Below are 26,293 nucleotides of genomic sequence, written 5' to 3'. Positions count from 1 at the left end.
GATGTTAGATGTTAGATGTTAGATGTTAGATGTTAGATGTTAGAAAGTTAAAATTTTAGTACAAAAAAAGCCATCTCGTTGAGATGGCTTTATTCAGTATTATTTTTAAAAATTCGATTATAAATCTTTCGCTTCCATAATCAACTCAGCTAAGTCTTTTACCATAACCGTTGATTCTTTTTCGAAGTGTTTTACACCGTCAGTCATCATTGTATTACAAAATGGACAACCTGTTGCGATAATGTGTGGCTCTTTCTCTAAAGCCTCTTCTGTACGCTCGATATTGACGTCTTTGTTTCCTTTTTCTGGTTCTTTGAACATCTGCGCTCCACCAGCACCACAACATAATCCACGTGTTTTACAACGTTTCATTTCGACTAACTCGGCATCTAATTTTTCGATTAATTCGCGAGGCGCTTCGTACACATCGTTACCGCGTCCTAAATAACAAGGATCGTGGAAAGTGATTCTTCTTCCTTTGAACGTTTCAGAACCTTCTAATTTCAATTTACCTTCGTTGATTAACTGTTGTAAATATTGAGAATGATGCAAAACTTCATACTCTCCACCTAAACTTGGGTATTCATTTTTTAAGGTATTGAAACAATGTGGACAAGTTGTAACGATTTTTTTCACTTCGTAAGCATTCAGAACTTCTATGTTCATTATGGCTTGCATTTGGAAAACAAATTCGTTTCCAGCACGTTTTGCAGGATCACCTGTACACGATTCTTCTGTTCCTAAAACGGCGAATTCTACGCCAATATTATTTAAAATCTTAACGAATGCACGTGTTATTTTTTTGGCTCTATCATCAAAACTTCCAGCACATCCAACCCAAAACAAAACTTCTGGTTGTTTGCCTTCGGCCATATATTGAGCCATTGTTTTAACTGTAATATTTGACATATTTTTTTGTAGTCTTTGTGTTATTTGAATGGATTCGGTTTAATGTTTTCCATCATCAAAAACTTGAATCGAAACATTTTTTTCTACCAAATCTGTAAATTTACCATTGTATCGTGTCGCTTTCACTAAATGGTTGTCTACCCAATGATAATTTCCTCCACGAGGTTTTCCCATTAAAAGTCCATGATATTTGAAACCATGTTTTTTCAACCAAATTTCTGTGTACTCACGATGTTCTTCTGTACGTGATGTAAAAAATGTGATAATATGTCCTTCGTCGTACCATTTGTTTAACGTTTCTAAAGCATCAGGATATAACTCCGCTGTTAGCATACGTTCTGGTTCTTCGTTAGGAATATCATCGCAAATTGTTCCATCAATGTCAATTAAATAATTCTTGACATTTTCTGGTAAAATAGGACTTACTCTTTCTCCGTTTTCAATTTTTTCCTCTAAGAAATTTTCCATGTGTGTTGTGTTTGTGTGTTATGTATAAAAATTAATAGTTCTTTGAGAATGAGTAATTGTATTTTACAATTTTAATCGTTTGCCCAATTCAATCTATCCGCATTGTTAAATTGCCAAGGAGCTCCATTGTTTTCGACATTTGTCATCATCATGTTCAACTCGTTTGGTGCAGCAGATTGTTCCATTACCAAATAACGACGTAAATCAACAATAATTGATAACGGATCGATATTTACTGGACAAGCCTGTGTACATGCATTACAAGATGTACATGCCCATAATTCTTCTGGTGAAATGTAATCGTTGACAAGCATTTTACCATCATCCACAAAACTTCCGTTTGCATCGATGTTTTTACTTACTTCTTCTAAACGATCACGAGTATCCATCATAATTTTTCGAGGAGATAATTTTTTCCCTGTCAAATTTGCTGGACATTCAGATGTACAACGCCCACACTCCGTACATGTGTAGGCATTCAATAATTGTACTCTGTTTAAATCAAAAATATCTTTTGCTCCAAATGTTTCTGGCTCTCCCTGTGGTTCGGCAGGTGCTGCGTAAGGATCTGCATTTGGATCCATCATCATTTTTACCTCATCTGTTACAGATTGTAAATTATTGAATTCTCCTTTTGGTTCTAACTTAGAAAACCATGTATTTGGAAAAGCCAAAATGATGTGTAAATGTTTTGAATAATACAAATAATTTAAGAAAAAGAAAATTCCGATGATATGAAACCACCAAGCTGCTCTTTCTATAATTGTAATAAATGTGATGTCGTTGAATTGACTAATAATTGGTGCTGTTAACCAAGAAGAAATTGGAAAAGATCCTGTTTCGATATAATGAGGTGCACCCATTTTTTGTAACACTTGATCTGCACCATTCATTGTAAATAAAGCCAACATAAATGCAACCTCCATAATTAGGATATAATTAGCATCGTCTTTTGCCCAGCCTTTCATTTCTGGTTTCCAAAAACGTCCAACTTTTACAAAGTTTCTTCTACAGAAGAAAATGATACACGAAACCATCACCAAAAAGGCTAAAATCTCGAAAAACCCTATCATTCCGTTATAGAAACCTCCTAAGAAACTTAGAATACGGTGTGTTCCGAATACACCATCGATGATAATTTCTAATACTTCGATATTGATTAAAACAAATCCTACATAAACAAAAACATGTAGAATACCAGCAAGAGGACGAACAGTCATTTTACCTTGTCCTAAAGCCACACGAGCCATCGTTTTCCACCTTTCCGCAGGATGATCGAAACGATCTATTTCTTTCCCTAATTTGATGTTACGTATAAGTTTCTTTACGTTTTGCGCAAAGAACCAAATACTTCCTATCATAATTAGAAGAAAGATTACATTTGGAATGTACTTCATCATTTTTTATTAGTTTTTTTTGAGTTTTGAGTATTTAAATTTTAGTTTTGATTTTATGGCTGAACTGGTTGCTTTTTACCAAAAACAGAGATGTTCACATAACGACTTGGGTTTTTCTTTAAGTCTGTTACCAATTCATTCATATTTTTGATTGTTGCTTCAAGTTCGTTAGCAAGCGTTTCATCTTTTGCTAATTTTCCTAAAGAACCTTTTCCATTGTTCATATCTTCTAACAATGTATTTAAGTTTTTAGACGCATTTTCAAAATTCTTAATCACTTGATCTAATTCTAACGCGTTTAATTTATCCGCAGTTTTTCCAAATTTGTCAACCGTAGCTTTTGCAGAAGCCATTGTAGCACTTGCATTGTTAAGCGTTGTGTTCAATGTCTTTTCGTTTGTTTTGATCAAATTATTTGCACTATTTGATGTTGCAGTCAACGATTGCGCTGTTTTGTCGAACGAATCAATTGTATGATTCAAGTTTCTCAACATTGCTTTAATATCTTGTTGAGTTGACGGATCCAAAACATTGTTTACACTTCCTAATGTTTGATTAAAACTTAATAAAACACTATCTAACTTTGCTTGTGTTGGCGTTAATTGTTTCGTCAAACCATCTAACATTCCGCCTGCAATACGACCTTGTAAATAATCACCATCTTTTGCTACATCTGGTCCATAGTCTAATAAAAGTCTAACTTCTGGTCCAGACATAATTCCTGGTTCGTAAATTTCTGCAATTGTTTTTTTCGAAAATTGAATATCTTTTTCGACAGAAATCACGACTTCAAAATAGATAGGTTTTGCAGTATCTATAATTTTAATTTCTTTCACCTGACCAACTCTCAAACCGTTTACAGAAACAGGTTTAGAAGGAGCTAATCCGCTTACATTTTCGTATTTTACAGTAAACAAACGTCCTGATGAAAAAATATTTTGACCTTTTAAGAAATTGAATAGCATGAAAAAACCTACTAAGGTTAAGATGGTAACAACTCCTATTTTTAATTCTTTAGATAACTTCACTTGTTATGATTTTATGCAAAAATAAAATTTAATTTGTAAAGAAACATTTTATATTACGTTTACATTGGTTCTTCACCATTAAATGTAACGATAAAGGCGTTTCTAAAACCTTTGTCTTGTACTTGTTTCAATGTTTTTTGAGCAGATTCCATTGTTTTATCAGAGCCATAATAATATTTCTGAAGTCCACCTTCTTTTACTCGCAACACATTTGTCAATCCATTAAATTTTTCGTCTTTGTCTTTATATTTTTTATTTGATGTCATAAACTGAACACGATAATTTTTACCACCTTCTAATTTTTTATTCGTTTCAAATTCTACAATTTTTGCACCAGAAAATCCTTTACGTTTTACCGTTTGCAACAAATCATCTGCACGAGATTGTAAATCTGTTTCTCCGTAATAATACACGTAATTATCACCTTCCTGAATTACATCTAAATCTGTTAAACCTCTTAATTGCGGCGAAGTTGAAGAAAATTTCATTTTAGACTCCATTACCCTTACCTTCAATTTTTTTCCTTCTACAGGTTTTTCAACTTTTTTAACTGGTTTAGGTTTTTCGTCCTCGTCCTCTACTCCACTTCTACGATCATATTCTTTTTTGAATTGTTTAAAAGCTTCATAAATTGTAGTCGTCGTTTTATCTTTTCCTTCGTCTGATGCTAAAAATGTTCCTTCATCATAATTCGAAATAAATCCTAACTCTACCAAAACAGAAGGAGAAGCATTTCCTCTCAACACGTGAAAATTTGCTTGTTTAACACCTCTACTTTTTCTGAAATCACGATTTACGAAACCTTTTTCTACCAAATCTGCAAAACGAATAGATTGTTCTTTATAAGCTGCATTCATAATCTCAAAAGCGATAACCGCTTCCGGATCATTTGGATTAAATTTTTCGTAACGTTCTTGATCTTTCTCTAAAAACACAACCGAGTTTTCACGTTTAGAAACTTCATCTGTTTCGTTAGATCGTTTCAATCCCATTACAAATGTTTCTGTTCCCGTTGCGCTTTTGTTATCAGCCGAATTACAGTGAATCGAGACAAATAAATTCGCATGATTATCATTTGAAATTCGTGTACGTTCCCATAATTCTAAAAAAATATCTGTATCACGTGTTAAAACAACTTTAACATCTTTGTGATTTTTCTTAATTAATTCCGCCAATCTTTTCGAAACATCTAACGTGATATTCTTTTCATAATCAGCGACTCCCCTTGCTCCAGCATCATGTCCACCATGACCAGCATCAATAACAATTACAAAATTTTGCTTTTTTTGTGCAAATGAAAATGTAGAAAATACCATCATCATCGCAAAAAATAAATACTTTTGTATGTTAATCATTTTTAAACTCATACTATAGGTTTGTTTTTTTGATTAATTTTGACGCAATTTATAAAAAATAAGTTTTTCAATTTGTTTACAAAGGCAATTAAATCGATTTTATTTTTTAGTCCAGTTATGGTTTGCACCGTTTCTTTTGGACAAGTTAAGCAAAATAATAACGATAAAGATCACTCTAAGATAGTTTCTGATTCAGTAAAATTAGATACTATTATCCCTGTAAAAGAGAAATTAGAGTTTGTGGTAGAGCACAATTCCGAGGACGAAATACATAATCGTAAAAAACGTATGACTTACCTTTTGCGTAAGGCACATGTAGTTTACGGCGATATGACTATTGATGCAGATTATATCGAACTAAATTGGGATACAGGTGATGTATATGCCGAAGGTAAGCGCGATTCTATTGGGAATATTATTGAAAAAACTAAGTTTACACAAGGTCAACAAGAAATTTTGCAAGATGCTTTCAAAGTAAATTTCAAAACGAAAGTTGGAATTGCATATAACATTCGCATGACGCAAGAAGATGGAATCATCATTGCTGATAAAGCGAAGCGTGTCAATGATTCGGTAATGTTGTTAAAACGTGCCGATTTTACAACGGATACTTATTTTAAAGAAGGAAAAGATACTCGACCAGATTATTTTCTTCGCGCCAAAGAAGGAAAAATGATTGATAAAAATGGTAAGAAAACATTAATTACCGGACCTATCAATATGTGGATTTATGACGTACCAACGCCCTTAGCATTGCCATTTGGTTACATCCCAGCGATGGGTGCAAAACGTGCCGCAGGTATTTTGATGCCTCGCCCAGGTGAGCGTACAAATCTTGGTTTCTTTATCGAAGATTTAGGGTTTTATGTTCCATTTGGAGATAATTTTGATTTAAAACTTTCGGGAGATGTTTATACAAAAGGTAGTTGGGCTGCTAGAGCCGAATCTACCTATAAAAAACGTTATAAATACAATGGACGACTTGCAGCGAATGTAGAAAATCGTTTAACTGGTATCAAAGGTCTTACCGAAGGTTCTAATGCGTTTTCTAAACAAAATATGTTTGGTGTAATGTGGTCGCATAGCCAAGACCCAAAAGCAAATCCATATTGGTTGTTCAATGCGAACGTTAACTTTTCGAGTTCGAAATATTACCGTGAATCTGTACGAAATCAATACATCAATACTGGACAAGTTTTTACAAACAACGTTAACTCGTCTATCAACTTAACAAAAAACTTTGAGAATGCACCTCTAACAGCTCAATTGAGTATGTCTCACTCTCAAAACTATAATACTGGAGATATTAACATTGCATTTCCTCGTTTCAACTTGACGATGTCTCGTATTTTCCCATTTGCAAAGAAAAATATGCCAAAAGAAGGTTTAATTCAGAATCTTGGTTTAACGTATAGTATGCAAGCTGGAAATGAAGTTAACACCAACGACAAAGACATCTTTACGGACAAAATGTGGAAAGATCAAATGCGAATGGGTGCGAATCACAAAATTGGTTTGCAAACAGGTATTACACTTGCTAATTATTTCCCATTAACACTTTCTTCTGACTATAATGAAGTTTGGGGTGATAATCGTTTGATTAAAAATTACAATTCTGTTAACGGAAAAGTAGAAGATACAACATTGAAAGGATTCAATTCTTATCGAACATTTAATTTCAATGCTTCTGTTTCAACAAATATTTATGGATTATATCTTAATCCAAATAAAGATGCTAAGATTTTAGGAATTCAGCACGTAATTACACCATCTATTGGTTATAGTTATACGCCAGATTTCCAAAGTCAATCTTGGGGATATTACAAACCTTATCAAAACCAAAATCAAGAAGAAGTTTGGTACAACCAATATCAAAACATGTTATATGGTGTATCAATTCCTGGTTTAACAAATTCATTAAACTTTGGACTTTCGAATAACTTGGAGATGAAAATTAAGGATGCTAACGATCCGAAAGGTTTCAAAAAAGTAAAGATTTTTGAATATTTACGTTTGAGTTCATCTTATAATTTCTCTGCGGACGAATTTAAACTTTCTCCAATTAGTATTAATGGAATGACATCTTTGTTTGATAGAAAAGTTAATGTGCAATTCTCGTCAACTGTTAATCCATATAAAATTCAACGTTACATTAATGCTGAAGGAAATGAAGTTGCTCAATACATTGATGAACTTGGCTTAGGAAATCTTCGTATTTCTAATATGACATTAGGAACTGGTTATACTTTTGACAATAGTACATTTGGTGGAAAACGTTTCGATGCCAAGAACTATAAAAAGCGAGGAACAGTTCGTGACGAAAATTTCTATTACGACAGCGATAATTATGCTCAATTTGCTATTCCTTGGAGTTTAACAGCAAATTTAAGTTATAATTATAGCAAAGGAACAGAACGAAAAGGAAGTAGCACAGGTTCTATTGCAATGAATGGTAAAATTTCGCCAACACCATATTGGGCAATTTCGGCAAATGCAACTTACGATTTCATCAAAAGTGAAATTACCTATGTACGTTTTGGTTTTGAAAGAGATTTACGAAGCTTTACCTTATCGTTCAACTGGACGCCAATGGGAACATATAAAAGTTATGATTTCTTTATCGGAATCAAAGCATCAATCTTACAAGATTTAAAATACAACGACAGATCAAGACTTAATTACTAAAAAAAATATTAATATGAAAAAACAAATCGTTCATACAGAAAAAGCACCACAAGCAATTGGACCTTATTCACAAGGTGTAAAATACAACGGATTTATTTACACATCAGGACAAATTCCTTTCAATGTAGAAAAAAATGAGTTGGTTACGACTGGTATTCAAGATGAAGTTCATCAAGTCATGAAAAATGTAATTGCTATCTTAGGAGCTGGTGGAACAACAATTGATCAAGTTGTAAAAACAACTATTTTCGTTAAGGATTTGAATGATTTCAATGCTGTTAACGAAGTTTACGCTTCTTATTTTAATGATGAAAATTATCCTGCACGCGAATGTGTAGAAGTTGCTCGTTTACCACGCGACGTAAATGTTGAAATTTCTGTAATCGCCATTGCAGACTAATAAAATATTATGCTAAAAGACAAAACTGTATTAAGAAACACAATTGCTGTAATAGTAGGATTAGCTGTAATCTATGCTATCATACAATTTGGTCTTATATACAACGCGGATAGATTAGGATGGGACGACAAAGTTTTTCCGGAATGGAGACACATCATCAAATATTTTTCGCACCAAGAAGGGAAAAAATTCGAAGTTCAATTTTTTGGATCAATGCTAGCAATTAGTGGAATTGCAGCTTTAGTTGGAGGTGTCATAACAGCACTTATCGTAAGAAGAGCTAAACAAGCTTACACGATGTTTGTAGGTTTTATTGTGCTAATCGTTGCTTTAGGCGACGTTCTTTTCACGCCTTATCACCCAACTTGGTACGAAATTGCGATCTGTCCAGTTTTATTCTTTTCATCATGGATTGGAGGTTTAATTGTAGATTTGATTTACAAGAAATTTTTCAAAAAATACAAACCATCCAGCCAATCATATTAAACTAACATTATGTCTGAAAAAGATAGAAAAATTAGAGTTGCCATTTCGATTGGCGATTATAACGGAATCGGAATTGAGGTTATCTTAAAAACCTTACAAGAAAAAGAAATAACTGAGTTTTTTACACCTGTTATTTTCGGTTCTACCAAATTATTATCGTATCAAAAAGATCGTTTAAAATTTGACCGAATCAATTTTCAAGGTATTCAAGATGCAAATCAAATTGTAGACGGAAAAATCAATGTGGTTAATCTTTGGAAAGATCAAATTGATGTACATTATGGTAAAGTAACCAAAGAAGCTGGTGAACACGCTTATCAATCATTAAAAGCGGCTGCAAAATCTGTTTCAGATGGTTTTACAGATGTTTTGGTAACAGCTCCAATTAATAAAGATAATATTCAGTCCGAAGAATTTCATTTCCCAGGTCATACCGAATATTTAGGAGAAGTTTGGGGAGGAAAACCTTTGATGTTCTTAGTTTCAGAGAAATTGAGAGTCGGTTTAGTGACGCAACATATTCCGATTAGCGAAGTTGCCAAACAGATTAATCCAAAATCTGTTTATGCAAAAATTCAACAAATTCATAAAAGTTTGATTGAAGATTATGCCATCGAAAAACCAAAAATTGCAGTTCTTGGACTTAATCCTCATGCAGGTGACAATGGTCTGTTAGGATCAGAAGAAAAAGAAATTATTTCGCCAGTTATCGAGCGTTGCATTAACGAAAATCAATTAGTTTTCGGACCTTATTCAGCAGATAGTTTTTTCAATCCAAGTAATTTAGACGCTTTTGATGCTGTTTTGGCCATGTATCACGATCAAGGATTGGTGGCTTTCAAAACAATTAGTTTTGATGAAGGAGTTAATTATACAGCTGGATTAAAATTTGTACGAACTTCGCCAGATCATGGTGTAGCTTACGACATCGCAGGAAAAGGAATTGCAAACGAAGAATCATTTAAGGAAGCTATTTTTTCGGCAATCGAATTATATAAAAATCGAAACGAATACCAAGAGCTAACAAAAAATGTATTGCAACATATTCCTCTAAAATTAGAAAAAGGCGATAATAAAGAATAAAAATTTAAAATAAGTTGCAAAGAGCTATTAATTTTAAATAAATTAGATTATCTTTGCACACCTTTTTGTGGTATGGACAAGTTAAAAAATTATAATATTGTATTTACAAGCTTGCCTTTTGGTAAGAGTGATTTTACATTCGAATTATCACAATCGTTCTTTGATTTATTTGAAATTGAGCAAGATTTTGACAATCCTAATTTAATTGCAACAATTATTTTAGATAAAAAATCTACAATGCTTGAGTTAGAAATCAGCTTAAAAGGGGACATTACAGTTCCTTGTGATTTGACTGGAGAATTGTTTCAGCAAGAAATTTCGAATAATGCAGAATTAATTGTTAAATTTGGCGACGAGTTTGACGATACTGATTTTGAGATGTGGGTAATTCCAAGAGAAGAATACCAAATCAATATTGCGCAAGTTCTTTATGAATTGGCAATGCTATCAGTACCAACAAAACGAATTCATCCCGATGTCTTGAATGGCAAAAGCGATTCTGAAATGATTGAATTGTTAGACCAATACAGCATTTACGAATTAGACGAAGATGCAGAAGACGAGCATTACGATGAAGACAACAACAATGATGACGATGACGATAATAACGACATTGATCCTCGTTGGGCAAAATTGAAAGATTTGAAACCTTAATTGGTTTTTATTATTAAAATAAATTATAGAAATAAAGAAAAAAAAGTAGTTAGATATGGCACATCCTAAGAGAAGACAGTCGTCAACAAGAAGAGATAAACGTAGAACACACTACAAAATCGAAGCTCCACAATTAGCAATCGATAAAACAACAGGTGAAGCACACTTATACCACAGAGCTCACTGGTCTGACGGAAAATTATACTACAAAGGAAAAGTAGTATTAGAAAAAGTACAAGAAGTTACTGAATAATATAATCTTCAAAGATTTTGAAGCTGTTTCTAAAAAGAAACAGCTTTTTTTATTTTTTTTTCAATACCTTTGAAATCGTTTTATAGAAAACAAACATAAAAGGTCAAATAAAAAACCGCATTATATGGACATTAAAGACATTCAAAATTTAATTAGATTCGTATCAAAAGCAGAAGTTGCTGAAGTGAGCATCAAACAAGATGACATTGAAATCAAAATCAAAACTTTAGCAAGCGTACCTGCACAAGTTGCATCTCAACAAATTTATGTACCACAAGCTCCTGTAGCTCCAGTTGCCGCTACTCAAGCGTCTGCAGCTGCACCAGCAAATAACTCTACAACATCAACAGAAGAAGAAAACAGTAATTTAATTACAGTTAAATCTCCTATGATTGGTACTTTCTACCGTTCTGCAGGACCAGGTAAAGAACCTTTTATTAATGTAGGTGATGCTATTGCTCCAGGTAAAGTTTTATGTATTGTTGAAGCAATGAAATTATTCAACGAAATCGAATCAGAAGTTTCTGGAAAAATTGTAAAAATCTTAGTGGACGACGCTAGTCCAGTTGAGTACGATCAACCATTATTCTTAATTGATCCAGCTTAATCAATTACATCTAAAAAATTATGTTTAAAAAGATATTAATCGCTAATAGAGGTGAAATTGCAATGCGTATTATACGTACTGCAAAAGAAATGGGAATCAAAACGGTTGCTGTTTACTCTAAAGCAGACGAGACTTCATTACACGTACGTTTCGCTGACGAAGCTGTGTGTATTGGTCCTGCTCCAAGTAAAGATTCGTACCTAAAAATGGCTAACATCATCGCGGCTGCAGAAATTACTGACGCGGATGCTATTCACCCAGGTTACGGGTTTTTATCTGAAAACTCTACTTTTTCTAAAATCTGTGCTTCTAACGGAATAAAATTCATCGGTGCTTCTGCAGACAATATCGACCGTATGGGAGATAAAGCTAATGCGAAAGCTACTATGAAAGAAGCTGGTGTTCCTGTAGTACCAGGTTCTGATGGTTTATTAGAAAGTTATGAGCAAGCCTTAGAAGTTGCGCGCGAAATTAAATACCCAGTTATGATGAAAGCTACTGCCGGTGGTGGTGGTAAAGGTATGCGTGCAATTTGGAAAGAAGAAGATTTATTACACGCATGGGAATCTGCTCGTACAGAAGCTGCTGCAGCTTTTGGTAACGACGGAATGTACATGGAAAAATTGATCGAAGAACCACGTCATATCGAGATTCAAGTTGCAAGTGACCAAAACGGTAAAGCTTGTCACTTATCAGAGCGTGACTGTTCTATTCAACGTCGTAATCAAAAATTAGCAGAAGAAACTCCATCTCCAATCATGACAGACGAATTACGTCAACGTATGGGAGATGCTGCAGTTAAAGCTTGTGAATATATCGGTTATGAAGGTGTTGGTACAATTGAATTCTTAGTTGACAAACATGGAGATTTCTATTTTATGGAGATGAATACTCGTATCCAAGTAGAGCACCCAATTACAGAGCAAGTAACAGGTTTCGATTTAATTCGTGAGCAAATTATGTTAGCTGCTGGTGAGCCAATCTCTGGTCAAAACTATTATCCAAACGGACATTCTATCGAATGTCGTATCAATGCAGAAGATCCTTACAACGACTTCCGCCCTTCTCCAGGGAAAATTACAAATATTAATATTCCTGGTGGTAATGGTGTTCGTATAGATACACATTGTTATGCTGGATATACAATTCCGCCAAACTACGATTCTATGATTGCAAAAATCATTGTTACTGCACAAACACGTGAAGAAGCAATTGCAAAAATGAAACGTGCGTTAGGAGAATTCTATATCGAAGGTATCAAAACTACAATTCCTTTCCACTTACAGTTGATGGATCACCCAGATTTTATCGCGGGTAACTACACAACTAAATTTATGGAGGATTTTGTTTTTGACGAATCTTACGCAAATTACGGAGAATTATAAGAAATTAAATTTTCGAAATATTAAAAATCCAGAACGAATGTTCTGGATTTTTTTATGTCATTGTGTCAGCAAAAATCAAATGGCTTAATTGTTGAAAATATCACCTCAGAAAAGTAGTAAATAATCAATTCAATCATTGTATCTAAAATCAAAATCTAAACTATTTGATAAGATTCAATCCGAATTGTTAATTTATAGTGAATGAATTGATTGTAATATTACTTTTTACTATTAAAAATCATTAATAATTTATACATTTGCACTCCAAATTTAAGGTAGATGAATATTACTAAAAATACAACAGACAAATTAAACGCAGTATTAACTGTAACTGTTGATAAGGCAGATTATCAAGAAAAAGTAGTTGACGTATTAAACCAATACAGAAAAACAGCTAACATCAAAGGTTTCCGTAAAGGACAAGTTCCAATGAGCTTTGTAAAAAAACAATACGAACAAGCTGTTATTTTTGATACAGTTAACGAAATTTTACAAAAAAGTGTATCTGAATACATCAACACAGAAAAATTATCAATCTTAGGAAATCCAGTTCCTGTAATGAAAGACGTTGATTGGGATGCTGATCAATTATCATTTGATTTCGAATTAGGATTAGCTCCAGAATTTGATGTTGATTTATCTAAAGTAGAAGTTGAAAGCTACAAAGTAAAAGTTGCTGACGACGAAATCCAAAAATATGTAGATAATTTCGCTGCTCGTTTTGGATCATTAAAATCTTTAACTGAAGCTGAAGCTGAAGCTGTATTGAAAGTAGAAGCTGCTGTAGAAGGGCAAGAAGCTAAACCTACATTTATCCGTTTAGAAGAATTGAAAGATGCTTCTGCATTTATCGGTAAAAAAGCTGGTGATGTTGTAGAAGTAAATTCTAACGATATTTTTGACACTGCTGAAGAAGCTGCACAACAATTGAACACAGAAGTTTCTGAAGAAGGAACTAACGTTACGTATACAATCAAAGAAATTAACAAAGCTGAAAAAGCTGAAGTTAACCAAGAATTATTTGATAAAGTTTATGGAGAAGGAGCTGTAGATTCAGAAGAAGCTTTCCGTAACAAAATCAAAGAAGAGTCAGAAAACATGTACAACAAAGAATCTGACAAACAAATTATCAATGACGTTGTAGCTAAATTATTAGATACAGTTCAATTTGATTTACCAACAGAATTTTTAACAAAATGGTTAATCACTTCTAACGAAAATGTAACTTCTGAAGAGCAAGCAAAAGAAGAATTGGTAAAAATGGACAAAGGTTTACGTTACCAATTAATCGAAGCTAAAATTGCTGAAGTTAACAATGTAGAAGTAAATGCTGAGGAAGTAAAAGAAGCTGCTTTTGCTGCAATCAAGGATCAATTAAAAATGTACGGTCAAACTTCTATTCCAGAAGAAACATTACAACAAATTGCAATGTCTGCTTTACAGAATCAAGAAGAATACAACCGTTTATCATACCAAGTGTTTACAGACAAAATGTTAGACATTTTCAAAAACAATGTAAAATTGAACGAGAAAGAAGTAACATTTGACGAGTTTGTTGACATTATTACAGAAAAAAATAAAGAATTAGCAGAAGCTTAATCACTTCTAAAAAATTCTTTATACCTTTCATTTAAAATCTAAATTTAATAATGAAAAACGTAGGAGAAGAATTTAAAAAATATGCGCTGTTAGACAAAGGAATTAGCTCTTTACATATGGAGAGTTACATCCAAAATACAACGCCTTATATCGTTGAAGAAAGAAAATTGAACGTTGCACAAATGGACGTTTTCTCTCGTTTGATGATGGACAGAATCATCTTTTTAGGAACAGGAATCGATGATCAAATTGCCAATATTATTCAAGCGCAATTATTGTTCTTAGAAAGTGTGGATGCGACAAAAGACATTCAGATTTATGTTAACTCACCAGGTGGTGGTGTTTATGCTGGATTAGGAATTTACGACACAATGCAGTTAGTAAAACCAGACGTTGCAACAATTTGTACAGGAATGGCAGCTTCTATGGGAGCAGTTTTATTATGTGCAGGTGCAGCAGGAAAACGTTCGGCTCTTAAACATTCTCGCGTGATGATTCACCAACCTTTAGGTGGTGCTCAAGGACAAGCTACTGATATGGAAATTACATTGAAGGAAATCTTGAAATTGAAAAAAGAATTATACGATATTCTTGCAACTCATTCTGGTCAAACTTTCGAGCAAATCGAAAAAGATGGTGAACGTGATTACTGGATGACGTCTACAGAAGCAAAAGAATATGGAATGATTGACGAAGTATTATTACCTCGTAAATAATTTTAAATTCAATAAAATACAAAAAAAGGATACTCAAAATTTTGAGTATCCTTTTTTTCGTTTACAAATACTTAAAAATTTGTAAAATCATAAGAATGAAGCATAAAAAACAATAGTCTAAAATAGGATAATTTTATCCTTTATTTTACCATAATTTATACTGATAGAAATTAACAAATAAATATTTTCTATCTAAAAGAAAATAAATACCTTTGCATCTTAATTAAGTATAGAAAATTGGAAGAAAATAAGTGCTCTTTTTGCGGAAAAAGCAGAAACGAAGTAAATATTTTAGTGTCTGGAATCGACGGTAATATTTGTGATAATTGCATAGAACAAGCTCATGGTATAGTTTTAGAAGAATCGAAATTTAACGAAAATAACGATTTGATAAAACCATTAACGCTAAAATCTCCGAAAGAAATTAAAGAGTTTTTAGATGATTATGTGATTGGTCAAGACCAGGCAAAAAAAATATTGTCGGTTGCCGTATACAATCATTACAAAAGAATATTATTAGACAAAGAAAATGATGTAGAGATTGACAAATCGAACGTTATTTTAGTTGGAGAAACAGGAAGTGGAAAAACATTATTAGCAAAAACAATTGCTAAATTATTGAATGTTCCATTTGCAATCGTTGATGCAACTGTACTTACAGAAGCTGGATATGTAGGAGAAGATGTAGAAAGTATTTTGACGCGTCTTTTACAATCTGCTGATTACAATGTAGAGCTTGCCGAAAAAGGAATCGTATTTATTGATGAAGTAGATAAAATTGCACGTAAAAGTGACAATCCATCTATTACACGTGACGTTTCTGGAGAAGGTGTACAACAAGCTTTGCTTAAAATTTTGGAAGGAACTATTGTTAACGTGCCACCAAAAGGAGGACGTAAGCATCCTGATCAAAAATTTATAGAAGTTAATACAAAAGATATTTTGTTTGTGGCTGGTGGAGCTTTTTCTGGAATAGAAAAACACATTGCAGATCGTTTGAAGAAACACGTAATTGGTTTCAAGAATGAGGATCACAAAGAAATCGAAAATCTTTTGGATGAAGTAAATGCACAAGATTTGAAAAACTTTGGTATCATTCCAGAATTAATTGGACGTTTACCAATTATTACGTATCTTAAAGCATTAGATAAAGAAGCGATGAGAGCTATTTTGACAGAACCAAAAAACTCTCTAATGAAACAATATACAAAACTTTTTGCCCTAGACGGAAAAGAGCTTGTAGTGACGGACGAAACCCTAAATAGAATTGTAGACCGTGCCAATGAACTGGGGTTAGGAGCTCGAGGATTGCGAGCAGTTACGGAAGAAATCTTTACTGATTTAATGTATAACATTAAAGATTTACCAGAAAAAGTTATAATATAATCTATTGTATAGTAACTTATTAATAAATATTTTTATATTTGTAATGAAATTATTTTTTAATTTTAATAAAAACCTACCAAAATAATATAATTTATGAAAAAGAATCTACTTGCTTTATTCGCATTAGGTGCGATATATAGTGCTTCTGCGCAAGATACATATATCAAAGACGCTGTAATAGTCAAAGTTAATCCAAACACTCTTTTTTACAACGGAGGCAATGTTAGTGTTGATACAGATGCTGCTGGAGGTACTACTGAAAAAATAATTAATGAAGGGAATATCCAAATTAAAGGTGGTTTTAGTAATGCTAATACCATTGGAAAAAACTTTGTTAATAGATACGCTGTAGGAACTACTGGAACTCAATATGGTCAATTAATAATTGATGGAGCTTCTACTGTTTCAGGTCGAGTGTCTATTGAGCGCTCAAAAATAGACGTTTCTTCTAATGATTATTTTCCATTTGGTTTACCATATCAAGGAGATAATGTCGATAAAATTTTCGAAAATATTATTGGAAATTCATATTCATTTAGAGGAGATTGTAAAGTTGATGTTAATTGTGGAACCACAAGATATTTACAGACATTATTAAGTTGGGATATTAAACAAAGTGAATATGACCATGTTCCTACAGGAACACTTGTTACTGCAGGAGCTAACTACACTGTTAATACAATGATTGGACCTTTTAAAACTTTTCTTGAGGGAATTTCTGGTACAAAATTTTCAACATATGGTAAACCTAATAACAAGGCTATCGTATTAAACAATGTTGAAAGTGGAATTAGAAATAAAACAAAAGCCGAATTTTCTGAATTAACTTGGGGGCAATGGAAAAACTTAACTAACAATTATAATGAAACTTATGATTCTTATTTAGGTAATAATACTAATGTAGATACAAATGCTAGATATGCTAAAAATTTACACCGTTTTTCAAATCCTTTCACATCAAATATTGACTTAAGTGATGTTTCTATTGCTACTTCATGGATAAAATTTGTTGTTAATGGTGTAACTAAAGGACCTACAGAAACATTTGAGCCTACTACAATTAAATTTAGAATAAACAAATTAGCTGATAATTATTCTGTAGATTGGAATGGTCAAACAGGAGGAAGTAATACTAACACTACTAGAATTAGTGCTTACCTTCAAAAAGCAACTCCTCCTGGAACTACTCCTTATTTTTGGGCAGGTAATCCTGATGCATTAATTGTTAAACCATTTGAATATTTTGAAATAGATTACTATACTATGTTAAAAGCTAATAATGGTGGTAGTAATATCGTTACAGCAAATTTTAATATAACAGATAATCAGAAAACTTTTAGTTATGATTTTGCTACTAAAGGTTCAAATGGAGCTTATGCTAGATCAAGTAATTCTTTAGCAAGTACAAATATATTGAATGATGAAAGTTTACAACAAAAAGGATTAATAGCAGGAAATGATTTTACTCAGGTAGAGTTTTTCTTATTAGATGACACTAATATATTAGGTGATGCTGCATATCTTGTTAATTCAAGTTTTTATAAAACAGGAAATTCAACAACTAGTAATATAGAAAAAAATCCTATCTTTTTATACGAAGAAAAGAATGACGGAACTGTTGTAACTGACGCTCAAACTTTGTTAAACCAATTTAATTCTAATGATTATGTTGGTAAACCTATTCGCGTTGGATTCAATAATTTAATTGATGGCCATAGTTATACAATTAATTTAAGATTATTTGAACAATCAATTTTAAATAGAGTTAATGATTTATCATTAGGCGAATATTATTTATTAGATAAATCAAAAAATAAGGTTACTAAAGTAAATGCAGATACACAGATTAAATTTGTAGCAAATCCAAATATAAATAATCAATTTGAACTATATTGGAATGAAGAACCTAAAACTCTTGGTACAAATGACATAGATGTTTCTAATACAACATTTATTTTTAAAGACAATCAAAATAAATATATTCGATTTGAAAAAAATAATACAAGTGCAAATATTGAAATCTATGATTTAACAGGTAGATTAATTACTCGTAATGTAAATATCACTACAAACTCAGATTATAAATTAAATCTTGCTTCATCATCGGGAGTTTATGTAGTAGTAATTACATACAAAGATGGAAAAGTTGTCTCTCTAAAAACAATTAATTAAACTTCTAACCTTATGAAAAATTATAGATTACTTTTAACTTTATTTATTTTTAGCATATTTACTTTAACAATTTATGCACAGGATTGCGATCCAGATGATCCAGATTGTACAGGGACTACTCCGCCTCCCCCTACAAACGTCCCTGGTAAACCAGCAACTCCAATAGATGATTATGTACCTCTTTTAGTCATTACTGCTATAAGTATTGCTGGAATAGTTTCATATAAACAAAGACTAATAATTAAAAAATAAATTCATACTTTTAAAACCTCAATCAATAGATTGAGGTTTTTTTTATATCAAACAAACTATGAAAAATAAATTTATACTGCCGCTTGTTGTTTTAGGAAGTTCTGTCTTTGGGCAGTTTAATGTTTCTGGGCAAATAGAAAATTATGCAAACAAACCTGTTTTGGTTAAAATTTTCGACAATGCCGAAATGAAATTAATCAACAATGCGATTACTGACAACAATGGAAATTTCTCTGTAAAAGTTCCGAAAGCATACAATGGTTTTGTACGTATTGATTTACCAACTGGAGAAAATCTTTCGTTATTAACAGATAACAAAAATCTAAAATTCAAAACGGTAAGTGGACAAGAAATGTCTTCTAAGCTTGAAATTTTAGAGGGAAATACACAAAAAGAATACAATAAAGTTTTAGCTCTTCAACCATTAAATGAAATTCAGAACCAAGTTTTTCCTTATTTAATGCAAATGTATAAACCGACTGACGAGTTTTATACAGCAATGGTAAAAGAAGATAAACGAATAAAAGAGTTGAAACGTAACGAAAATTTCTCACCATTAATTACCTATATTAATGAGTTGAATGATTTGAAACAAAAAGCTCAAACAAATAAAGATACTGAAACCCTAAATGAAATTGTAAATCATTTTGTAAAAGATGATGTACGATTGGAGCAATCTGGAATCTTTAATGATTTAGTTTTTGCTTATATTAATGGAAAATTAGCTGTTGCTAACAATCAAGATGTAGAAGGAAATTTAATTGCTGCTACAGACGAAATTTTGGCTAAAACAGATATCAAAACCACAAGAGGTCAAAATGTATTGACAACTATCTTAAACTTTGTTCCTGAAAAAGAATATGCAAATTTTCATAAAAAATACGTAGATAAAGTAAAAGGTTTGACTTCTAACGTAACAGATCAATTGAAAAAGAAAGTAGGACAAAGCGCTTCTATGCAAGCAGGAAGTAAAGTTCCAAATATCACTTTTCCTCAACCTATTAACGGAAAAAAATCGTTGTATGATATCAAAGCAGATCAAAAATTAATTGTTTTCTGGGCTTCTTGGTGTCCTGCTTGTCAACAAGAGATCCCGCATATTAAAGAGTTTTACAAGAACTTTAAATCAAAAGGCGGAGAAATTGTTGCCATTTCTTTAGACTACGATCAAACAGCGTTTAATAGCGCTACAAAAGATTTACCTTGGTACAATTATACTGATCTTTTGAGATGGGATTCACCAATCGCAGCTGAGTTTGGAATAGAGTCTACTCCTACTCTAATTTTGGTTGATAAAGACAACAAATTAATTAAGAAAGTTCATCATATTTCTGAGTTAGAAGTATCGAAATAATAACGAAAAAGCTACATTGATTTTCAATGTAGCTTTTTTATTTTATTGAATTATTTTCTAAATAAATCCTTGACTGTTCTTGTAATGAATGATTAGGAAAATTCCAATCAGAATAGTGAATCCCCACAACGAACTTCCTCCATAACTAAAGAATGGTAGCGGAATACCAACTGTTGGGAAAAGCCCAATTACCATTGCAATATTGATAAAGAAATGGAAAAATAAAATAGAGGCGACTGCATATCCATAAAATCGTGCAAATCTATTTTTTTGATGTTCGGCTAAGAAAAATAATCGTCCAACAAAAATTGCGTAGACAATTACCAAAGCTGTACTTCCTATGAAACCCCACTCCTCTCCAACTGCTGTAAAAATGTAATCGGTTTGTTGTTCTGGTACAAATCTTCCTTTTTTAATAGTTCCTTGATTGTATCCTTTTCCATATAATTCGCCCGAACCTATCGCTGTTTTTGCATACAACAAATTATATCCCGAAGTATCGCGGTATTTAGCTTCTCCTTCATACAAAACCATTACACGTTCTTTTTGGTGTTTTGGTAATTTTTCGAAAATAATAGGAGAAATAAAACTAACCGTACTTGCAAATAATAACAATACAATAGACGCTATAATACTAAAATTCAGAATATTTGCAGCTAATCCAGATTGTGTTTTGAATGGCGAATCATTAATTTCTTTTTGTTCTGTTAATTTTAAAATTAAAACTGGAATAATTGATATAAAGAATCCTATTAAACCAAAGAAAGTTGTATTAAAAAATATCGGTTCTGAGAAAAATAAGGAACGCATTGGAAATAAATGTCCGAAAGATTCTCTTGTTGTTTCTGATAAATCTTCTACTAAATAACAGATTCCGATCAATAATAAAAAGAAAATTGATAAACCGATTAAAACACCGTGCATTGCATCAACTACATTCTGATTATAATTGAAAGCTAAAATTAATAAAGCTATTGTAAGAATTATAAATCCAAAAACTAATAAAACGTAAAAAGGAATTTGTACAATCGAAATCAAGAAAATGATTAATAATATGATTGGCGCTAAAATTATCCATGGATTAAGCCCTTCTCTGTATAAAGCAATACTTAATGAACAGAAAATAATTACTGAACCTAAATCGGGTTGAAGAAGGATTAAAACTACTGGTATTGCGATAATCAACAATATTTTTCCTATAAAACCTAAGTCTTTTAGATTTGCATTTGAATGATTGATAAAATTAGCAATCAACAAAGCTGTACCAATCTTCGCAAATTCGGCTGGTTGCAAACTCAGAGGACCAAAACGATACCACGCTTTTGCACCATTAATTTCTTTTCCAACAATCAAAACTCCGACGAGCAAAACGAGGGAAATAATGTAAAAAACAGGACTATAAATTTCGAAGAAATTACGATTGTTTCCGCTCGCAATTATCAAAATCAATATCATCACCATTCCAAGTCCAAACCAAATTAGCTGTTTTACACCTAAATCTGGATTTACACTATACACATTCATAATCCCGAAAGTTACTATCAGAAACCCAAGGATCAGTACGGTCCAATCAATTCCTTTTAGTAATCTGCTTTGGCTCATGTTTTAGTTTTGTTGAATCTTTTTTTAATTTTAAACTATCTATTTTACTTCCGATCGAATCCTTTTTAACAGGTTCTACGTATAATCCTTTTCTTTTCAGATAATCTATCCATTGACGACGATATTCGCCTTGTAGATTACCATTTTTCATACGTTGCAATAAAGGAGTTCTTTTTATTGTATCTGTTACATACAATTCAGCCATCAAACTCGCCATTGGTCCAGCATAAGTTGTACCCCAAGAACCATTCTCTACAATTGCAGCAATCGCAATTTTTGGTTTATCTGCCGGAGCAAACAATACAAACAATGAGTGATCTTGTCCATGAGAGTTCTGAGAAGTTCCCGTTTTACCTGCTTGAGTAAATAAACTAGTTTCGAAACTACGACCAGTACCCATTGTAAATACATTACGCATTCCGCGTTGAATGATGTCAAAATGTTTTGGATCAACCAATGTATTTTTTTTCACCATATAAGTAGAATCCGTCAATGGTTTTCCATCAATACTATGTACAATATGTGGTGTAAAGAAAAAACCTTTGTTAGCAATAATCGCCGTATAATTTGCCATTTGCAGCGGAGTTGTATTAATATCTCCTTGTCCCATACCATTAAAGATAATACGATAAGGATTCCAAACACCTTCTCCAAAACGATTGTCGTAAAACTCGGCTGTCGGAATAAGACCTTTGCTACCAACAGGTAAATCTGTTCCCATAAATTTACCTAAGCCGAAACTATTCATGATAGAAGCCCATTCATTAATTCCGACACTATAATCATTCGGATCTTTACGAACAATATCTCGGTAAGCCTCTGAGAAAAAGTTGTTACACGATTTTCCAATCGCATGTTCTAAACCTTGTGGAGAATAATACATTCCGCAGTGACAACCAATGTGCATACGTCCATAACGGAAACCGTGTTTACAAACATATGTTGTTTTTTCTGTCATCGTTCCCATTTGCAAACCAGCCAAAGCCGTTACCATTTTGAATGTAGAACCTGGAGGATAAGTTCCTTGTAAAGCTCTATCATAAGTTGGACGAGCAATAGAATCGTTGATTAATGAACTTCTTAACTTTGTATTCAAATAATCATTTGGATTAATTGTAGGAGCAGATGCTAAAGCCAAAATTTCACCATTATTAGGATCAAGAGCGACAATTGCTCCACGCTTATTTTGAAGCATTTGTTCTGCTAATTCTTGCAATCTATAATCAATTGTCAAATGAACTGTTTTCCCACTTTTTACAGGTCGATCATAGTCACCATTTTTATATGGACCAACAACATTCATTGTTCGATCTACAATCCAGTTTTTTACACCTTTTACTCCACGCAAATCTTTTTCATACGATTTCTCAACTCCAGCAATTCCTACTAAATCTCCAGGTTGATAATAGGTAGAATCTGTTTTGATATATGCTTGATTGGCCTCATTTATATAGCCCAATATATTCCCGGCAGAATTTACCATGTATTTACGCTCAGGACGTTTGATGATACTAAACGCTGGATACAGATACAATTGCTCTTGCATACGAGCAAAATTTTCGCGCGAAATATTCTTTAAAAAAGGATATGGAGATAATTTTTTGTAATCTTTTGCAGTAACAATTTTATCTAAAATAGAATCAAATTGTTGTGTAGAAATTCCAATCATTTTAGAGAATTTAGGCTTATCAAAACCATTCATATATTCTCCATAACTGTCAATTAATTTTCCTGGAATAACATCTAATTCGTACGAATAGGTATTACTCACCAACAATTTTCCGTTTCGATCAAGAATATCACCACGATTGGGATAAATGATTTCTTGTTTGATCGACGTATTAAATGCATTTAACGTATAACGATCTGTAAATAATTGCAAATACGCCAAACGTCCTATAAATAGAAACACTATAAACAGGATGAGTGCATAAACAACCATCAACTTTTTCATACTCCAACTTTATTTTTAAATAAAATTTTATAAATAAAGACAAACACAAAAGTTATTCCCGAATTGATTAATGCTTTCAGCATCAAAGGTCCAATTCCTGATGGTTTAAAATTCTCAAGAAGTAATAAAATAATATGATGTGCAAGAATTAGAATAATCAAATAAAATAACCATTGCGCAAAACTGAACGAATTGAAAGAGAAAAATTCCATTTCGTAATCTTGTTTTCCTGCCAAAAGTTTGATAATTGGATTTCTAAGAAATGCGATAAGTGTTAATGCGAAAGCATGAATTCCACCTGTATATTCGAAAATATCTATCATTAATCCTAACATAAATGATAAGATTAATAACGCATATTTATTTTGATAAGGTGGATAAAATAATACAAATACAATATAGATATATGGTTGATAACTTCCTAAAAAGTTGATGTGATTGAACACAAAAACTTGTAGCAAAGCTAAAACGATAATCTTGATAATATTGATTAAAAAATCTTTATTGAACATTCTTTGGACTTGTTATTGTATCTGATTTTTCTACTTGTTGAATTTCAACTTTATTAAGGTTTGTAACCACATAAGCTTGTGCTAAATTGGCGAAATCTTGTTTCAATCTTACTTGAACTTTCATTTCTCCAGTTTCGTCAATTCCTTTGCTTACAACTTTACCTATAATAATTCCTTCTGGGAAAACTGGCGATTTACCATCTGTTTCGATGATATCACCTTTTTTCACTTCGATGTATTTCGGAATTTCATATAACTGGACAAAACGAGGATCTTTTCCATCCCATTTCACTGTCCCGAAATATTGATTTCCTTTGATACGTGCATTGATATTGATATCCTTGTTTAACAACGAAATTGCACGAGAATAATTTTTCCCTGCAAAAGTTACAATACCAATTACACCATTATTTGTAATGATTCCGTCACCTTTTTCTATTCCGTCATTTGTTCCTTTATCAATCGTCAAAAGGTTTTGCGTTTTGATAATCGAGTTATTAACAATCTCAGCAGGTACAAAAGAATACGTTTGATGATAACCTAAGGTATCCGATTTGTAAAACTTTTTAGTTTTCGCATCTTTAATCCCCAAATGCACCAATTGCTCACGCAAAAAGGCATTTTCGTCCATCAAATCTTTGTTGGTACTCGGTAAATTAATAAAGTTTGTCACCTTTGCAATTTTATCATCCACATAACCTGTAAACGAAGTGCTTGCAGAGGCAAGAATAGTTTCGTGATAAATATTTTTCTTAAAGACAAGAAACAACGCAATTAACTCTAAAAAGACAAAAATTAATAGCATTCCATTTCTTCTAATGGCATTCAGAATATATTGCATTGCTCTTTACTCTTCTATTTCATTAAGAAAGTGAATTTATCAATATTTTTAAGTGCAATACCTGTTCCACGAACAACAGCACGTAAAGGATCATCAGCCAAGAAAACTGGTAAACCTGTTTTTTTAGAAATACGTTGATCCAAACCTCTCAACATAGCTCCACCACCAGCCATATAGATACCAGTGTTGTAAATATCTGCAGCTAATTCTGGAGGAGTTTGAGATAACGTTTCCATTACACCATCTTCGATACGTAAAATTGATTTATCTAACGCACGTGCAATTTCGCGGTAGTTTACAGTAATTTCTTTTGGTTTTCCTGTAATCAAATCACGTCCTTGTACTGGCATATCATCTGGTGCATGCTCTAATTCTTCTACAGCAGCTCCAACTTCAATTTTAACACGCTCGGCAGTTCTTTCTCCGATATATAAATTATGATGGGTTCTTAAGTAATATGCAATATCATTTGTAAAAACATCACCTGCAATTTTCACAGATTTGTCACAAACAATACCACCTAATGCAACAACAGCAATTTCAGTTGTACCACCACCTATATCAATAATCATGTTACCCTTAGGTTGAGTGATATCAATTCCAACTCCTATCGCAGCAGCCATTGGTTCGTAAATAAGACGAACATCTTTAGCATTAACACGTGCACAAGAATCTTTTACGGCACGTTTTTCAACTTCTGTAATTCCAGAAGGAATACAAATCACCATTCGCAATGAAGGTGAAAATAATTTTCCTTGAATTCCAGGAATTTTCTTGATGAACTCTGTCAACATGAATTCTGAAGCTTCAAAATCTGCAATTACTCCGTCTTTCAAAGGACGAATTGTTTTTATATCATCATGCGTTTTACCTTGCATGTGTTTTGCTTGTTCTCCAACAGCAATAACTTTATTTGTTCTTCTATGTATAGCGACGATAGATGGACTATCTACTACAACTTTATTATTGTGGATAATTAAAGTGTTAGCAGTCCCCAAGTCAATCGCAATTTCTTGCGTGAAAAAATCAAATAATCCCATCGTTGATTATGTCTCAGTATTATTAAAAATGAATGTACAAAAGTATAATAAATTTAGATGATTATAAAAGAGAATTTAATTTTTTAATCATCTAAATATTTTTACTAAAATAGTAAGATTTTAACAATAAAAAAGGGTTAAAAATATTTTAACCC

The 26,293-nt window shown here is 32.4% G+C and carries 24 protein-coding genes; 14 read left to right on the top strand and 10 right to left on the bottom strand.

Going from position 1 to position 26,293, the window contains the following annotated elements; genetic code table 11:
* Positions 1-117 precede the first annotated feature (117 nt).
* The 5 genes from N5D90_RS13750 to N5D90_RS13730 all read right to left on the bottom strand — a co-directional run bounded on the left by N5D90_RS13750 (position 118) and on the right by N5D90_RS13730 (position 5,157).
* Entirely contained in the window at positions 118-909 is a 792-nt protein-coding gene (locus tag N5D90_RS13750; protein ID WP_280062871.1) for a (Fe-S)-binding protein, read from the bottom strand.
* A 39-nt stretch (positions 910-948) separates the two neighbouring features.
* The gene (locus tag N5D90_RS13745) at positions 949-1,377 is read right to left on the bottom strand and encodes a phosphoheptose isomerase (RefSeq protein ID WP_125348737.1); all 429 of its coding nucleotides are present in this window, start codon (positions 1,375-1,377) and stop codon (positions 949-951) included.
* 71 nt (positions 1,378-1,448) lie between these two features.
* Positions 1,449-2,774 (bottom strand): (Fe-S)-binding protein, encoded by a 1,326-nt coding sequence (locus N5D90_RS13740; RefSeq protein ID WP_185144083.1) that lies wholly within the window; start codon positions 2,772-2,774, stop codon positions 1,449-1,451.
* Positions 2,775-2,827: 53 nt separating this feature from the next.
* Entirely contained in the window at positions 2,828-3,802 is a 975-nt protein-coding gene (locus N5D90_RS13735) for an MlaD family protein (RefSeq protein ID WP_038332017.1), read from the bottom strand.
* A 59-nt stretch (positions 3,803-3,861) separates the two neighbouring features.
* Entirely contained in the window at positions 3,862-5,157 is a 1,296-nt protein-coding gene (locus tag N5D90_RS13730; protein ID WP_257467976.1) for an N-acetylmuramoyl-L-alanine amidase, read from the bottom strand.
* 72 nt (positions 5,158-5,229) lie between these two features.
* Between N5D90_RS13730 and N5D90_RS13725 the strand changes: the two genes are divergently transcribed.
* The 14 genes from N5D90_RS13725 to N5D90_RS13660 all read left to right on the top strand — a co-directional run bounded on the left by N5D90_RS13725 (position 5,230) and on the right by N5D90_RS13660 (position 20,189).
* Positions 5,230-7,842 (top strand): putative LPS assembly protein LptD, encoded by a 2,613-nt coding sequence (locus tag N5D90_RS13725; RefSeq protein WP_115002116.1) that lies wholly within the window; start codon positions 5,230-5,232, stop codon positions 7,840-7,842.
* Positions 7,843-7,855: 13 nt separating this feature from the next.
* On the top strand, positions 7,856-8,242 hold the full coding sequence (locus N5D90_RS13720; protein ID WP_038332013.1) for a RidA family protein: 387 nt from the start codon (positions 7,856-7,858) through the stop codon (positions 8,240-8,242).
* Positions 8,243-8,251: 9 nt separating this feature from the next.
* Entirely contained in the window at positions 8,252-8,728 is a 477-nt protein-coding gene (locus N5D90_RS13715; RefSeq protein WP_038332010.1) for a hypothetical protein, read from the top strand.
* A 9-nt stretch (positions 8,729-8,737) separates the two neighbouring features.
* Positions 8,738-9,811 (top strand): 4-hydroxythreonine-4-phosphate dehydrogenase PdxA, encoded by a 1,074-nt coding sequence (pdxA, locus tag N5D90_RS13710; RefSeq protein ID WP_038332007.1) that lies wholly within the window; start codon positions 8,738-8,740, stop codon positions 9,809-9,811.
* A 72-nt stretch (positions 9,812-9,883) separates the two neighbouring features.
* A complete protein-coding gene (locus N5D90_RS13705; protein ID WP_280062870.1) occupies positions 9,884-10,465 on the top strand; it encodes a DUF177 domain-containing protein in 582 nt (193 codons plus the stop codon).
* 55 nt (positions 10,466-10,520) lie between these two features.
* Positions 10,521-10,718 carry a 50S ribosomal protein L32 gene (rpmF, locus tag N5D90_RS13700; protein WP_019975824.1) on the top strand — a complete coding sequence of 66 codons (198 nt, stop codon included), beginning with the start codon at positions 10,521-10,523 and terminating at the stop codon, positions 10,716-10,718.
* 124 nt (positions 10,719-10,842) lie between these two features.
* Positions 10,843-11,325: an acetyl-CoA carboxylase biotin carboxyl carrier protein gene (accB, locus tag N5D90_RS13695; RefSeq protein ID WP_115001483.1), complete on the top strand. Its 483-nt coding sequence runs from the start codon at positions 10,843-10,845 to the stop codon at positions 11,323-11,325.
* Between the two features lie 20 nt (positions 11,326-11,345).
* Complete coding sequence (accC, locus tag N5D90_RS13690; RefSeq protein ID WP_280062869.1) at positions 11,346-12,710, top strand: acetyl-CoA carboxylase biotin carboxylase subunit; 1,365 nt, start codon at positions 11,346-11,348, stop codon at positions 12,708-12,710.
* Between the two features lie 279 nt (positions 12,711-12,989).
* The gene (locus N5D90_RS13685; RefSeq protein ID WP_038331998.1) at positions 12,990-14,309 is read left to right on the top strand and encodes a trigger factor; all 1,320 of its coding nucleotides are present in this window, start codon (positions 12,990-12,992) and stop codon (positions 14,307-14,309) included.
* Positions 14,310-14,359: 50 nt separating this feature from the next.
* Positions 14,360-15,025, top strand: coding sequence for an ATP-dependent Clp endopeptidase proteolytic subunit ClpP (gene clpP / locus N5D90_RS13680; RefSeq protein WP_115001487.1), 666 nt, complete (start codon positions 14,360-14,362; stop codon positions 15,023-15,025).
* Positions 15,026-15,262: 237 nt separating this feature from the next.
* Complete coding sequence (clpX, locus tag N5D90_RS13675; RefSeq protein ID WP_280062867.1) at positions 15,263-16,411, top strand: ATP-dependent Clp protease ATP-binding subunit ClpX; 1,149 nt, start codon at positions 15,263-15,265, stop codon at positions 16,409-16,411.
* Positions 16,412-16,504: 93 nt separating this feature from the next.
* On the top strand, positions 16,505-18,583 hold the full coding sequence (locus N5D90_RS13670) for a T9SS sorting signal type C domain-containing protein (protein ID WP_280062866.1): 2,079 nt from the start codon (positions 16,505-16,507) through the stop codon (positions 18,581-18,583).
* Positions 18,584-18,595: 12 nt separating this feature from the next.
* On the top strand, positions 18,596-18,835 hold the full coding sequence (locus N5D90_RS13665) for a hypothetical protein (protein WP_280062865.1): 240 nt from the start codon (positions 18,596-18,598) through the stop codon (positions 18,833-18,835).
* Between the two features lie 58 nt (positions 18,836-18,893).
* Entirely contained in the window at positions 18,894-20,189 is a 1,296-nt protein-coding gene (locus tag N5D90_RS13660; protein ID WP_280062864.1) for a TlpA disulfide reductase family protein, read from the top strand.
* A gap of 57 nt (positions 20,190-20,246) precedes the next feature.
* Here the strand turns inward: N5D90_RS13660 and rodA are convergent, their stop codons facing one another.
* From rodA to N5D90_RS13635, 5 genes are read right to left on the bottom strand one after another with little or no spacing between them, the layout of a single operon-like run.
* Positions 20,247-21,791 (bottom strand): rod shape-determining protein RodA, encoded by a 1,545-nt coding sequence (gene rodA / locus N5D90_RS13655; RefSeq protein ID WP_280062862.1) that lies wholly within the window; start codon positions 21,789-21,791, stop codon positions 20,247-20,249.
* Entirely contained in the window at positions 21,760-23,745 is a 1,986-nt protein-coding gene (gene mrdA / locus N5D90_RS13650) for a penicillin-binding protein 2 (protein ID WP_280062860.1), read from the bottom strand. The genes rodA and mrdA overlap by 32 nt, the downstream gene beginning before the upstream one ends.
* Positions 23,742-24,257 (bottom strand): rod shape-determining protein MreD, encoded by a 516-nt coding sequence (gene mreD, locus N5D90_RS13645; RefSeq protein WP_125348710.1) that lies wholly within the window; start codon positions 24,255-24,257, stop codon positions 23,742-23,744. Before mreD ends, mrdA begins: the two co-directional genes overlap by 4 nt.
* The gene (mreC, locus tag N5D90_RS13640; RefSeq protein ID WP_038331976.1) at positions 24,247-25,098 is read right to left on the bottom strand and encodes a rod shape-determining protein MreC; all 852 of its coding nucleotides are present in this window, start codon (positions 25,096-25,098) and stop codon (positions 24,247-24,249) included. The genes mreD and mreC overlap by 11 nt, the downstream gene beginning before the upstream one ends.
* Positions 25,099-25,112: 14 nt before the next feature.
* On the bottom strand, positions 25,113-26,138 hold the full coding sequence (locus N5D90_RS13635; RefSeq protein WP_038331974.1) for a rod shape-determining protein: 1,026 nt from the start codon (positions 26,136-26,138) through the stop codon (positions 25,113-25,115).
* Between the last annotated feature and the right edge of the window lie 155 nt (positions 26,139-26,293).

It is taken from the genome of Empedobacter sp. GD03797 (genome assembly GCF_029842105.1).
GTDB lineage: Bacteria > Bacteroidota > Bacteroidia > Flavobacteriales > Weeksellaceae > Empedobacter > Empedobacter falsenii_C.
This window is presented reverse-complemented; position numbering and strand designations above follow the sequence as displayed.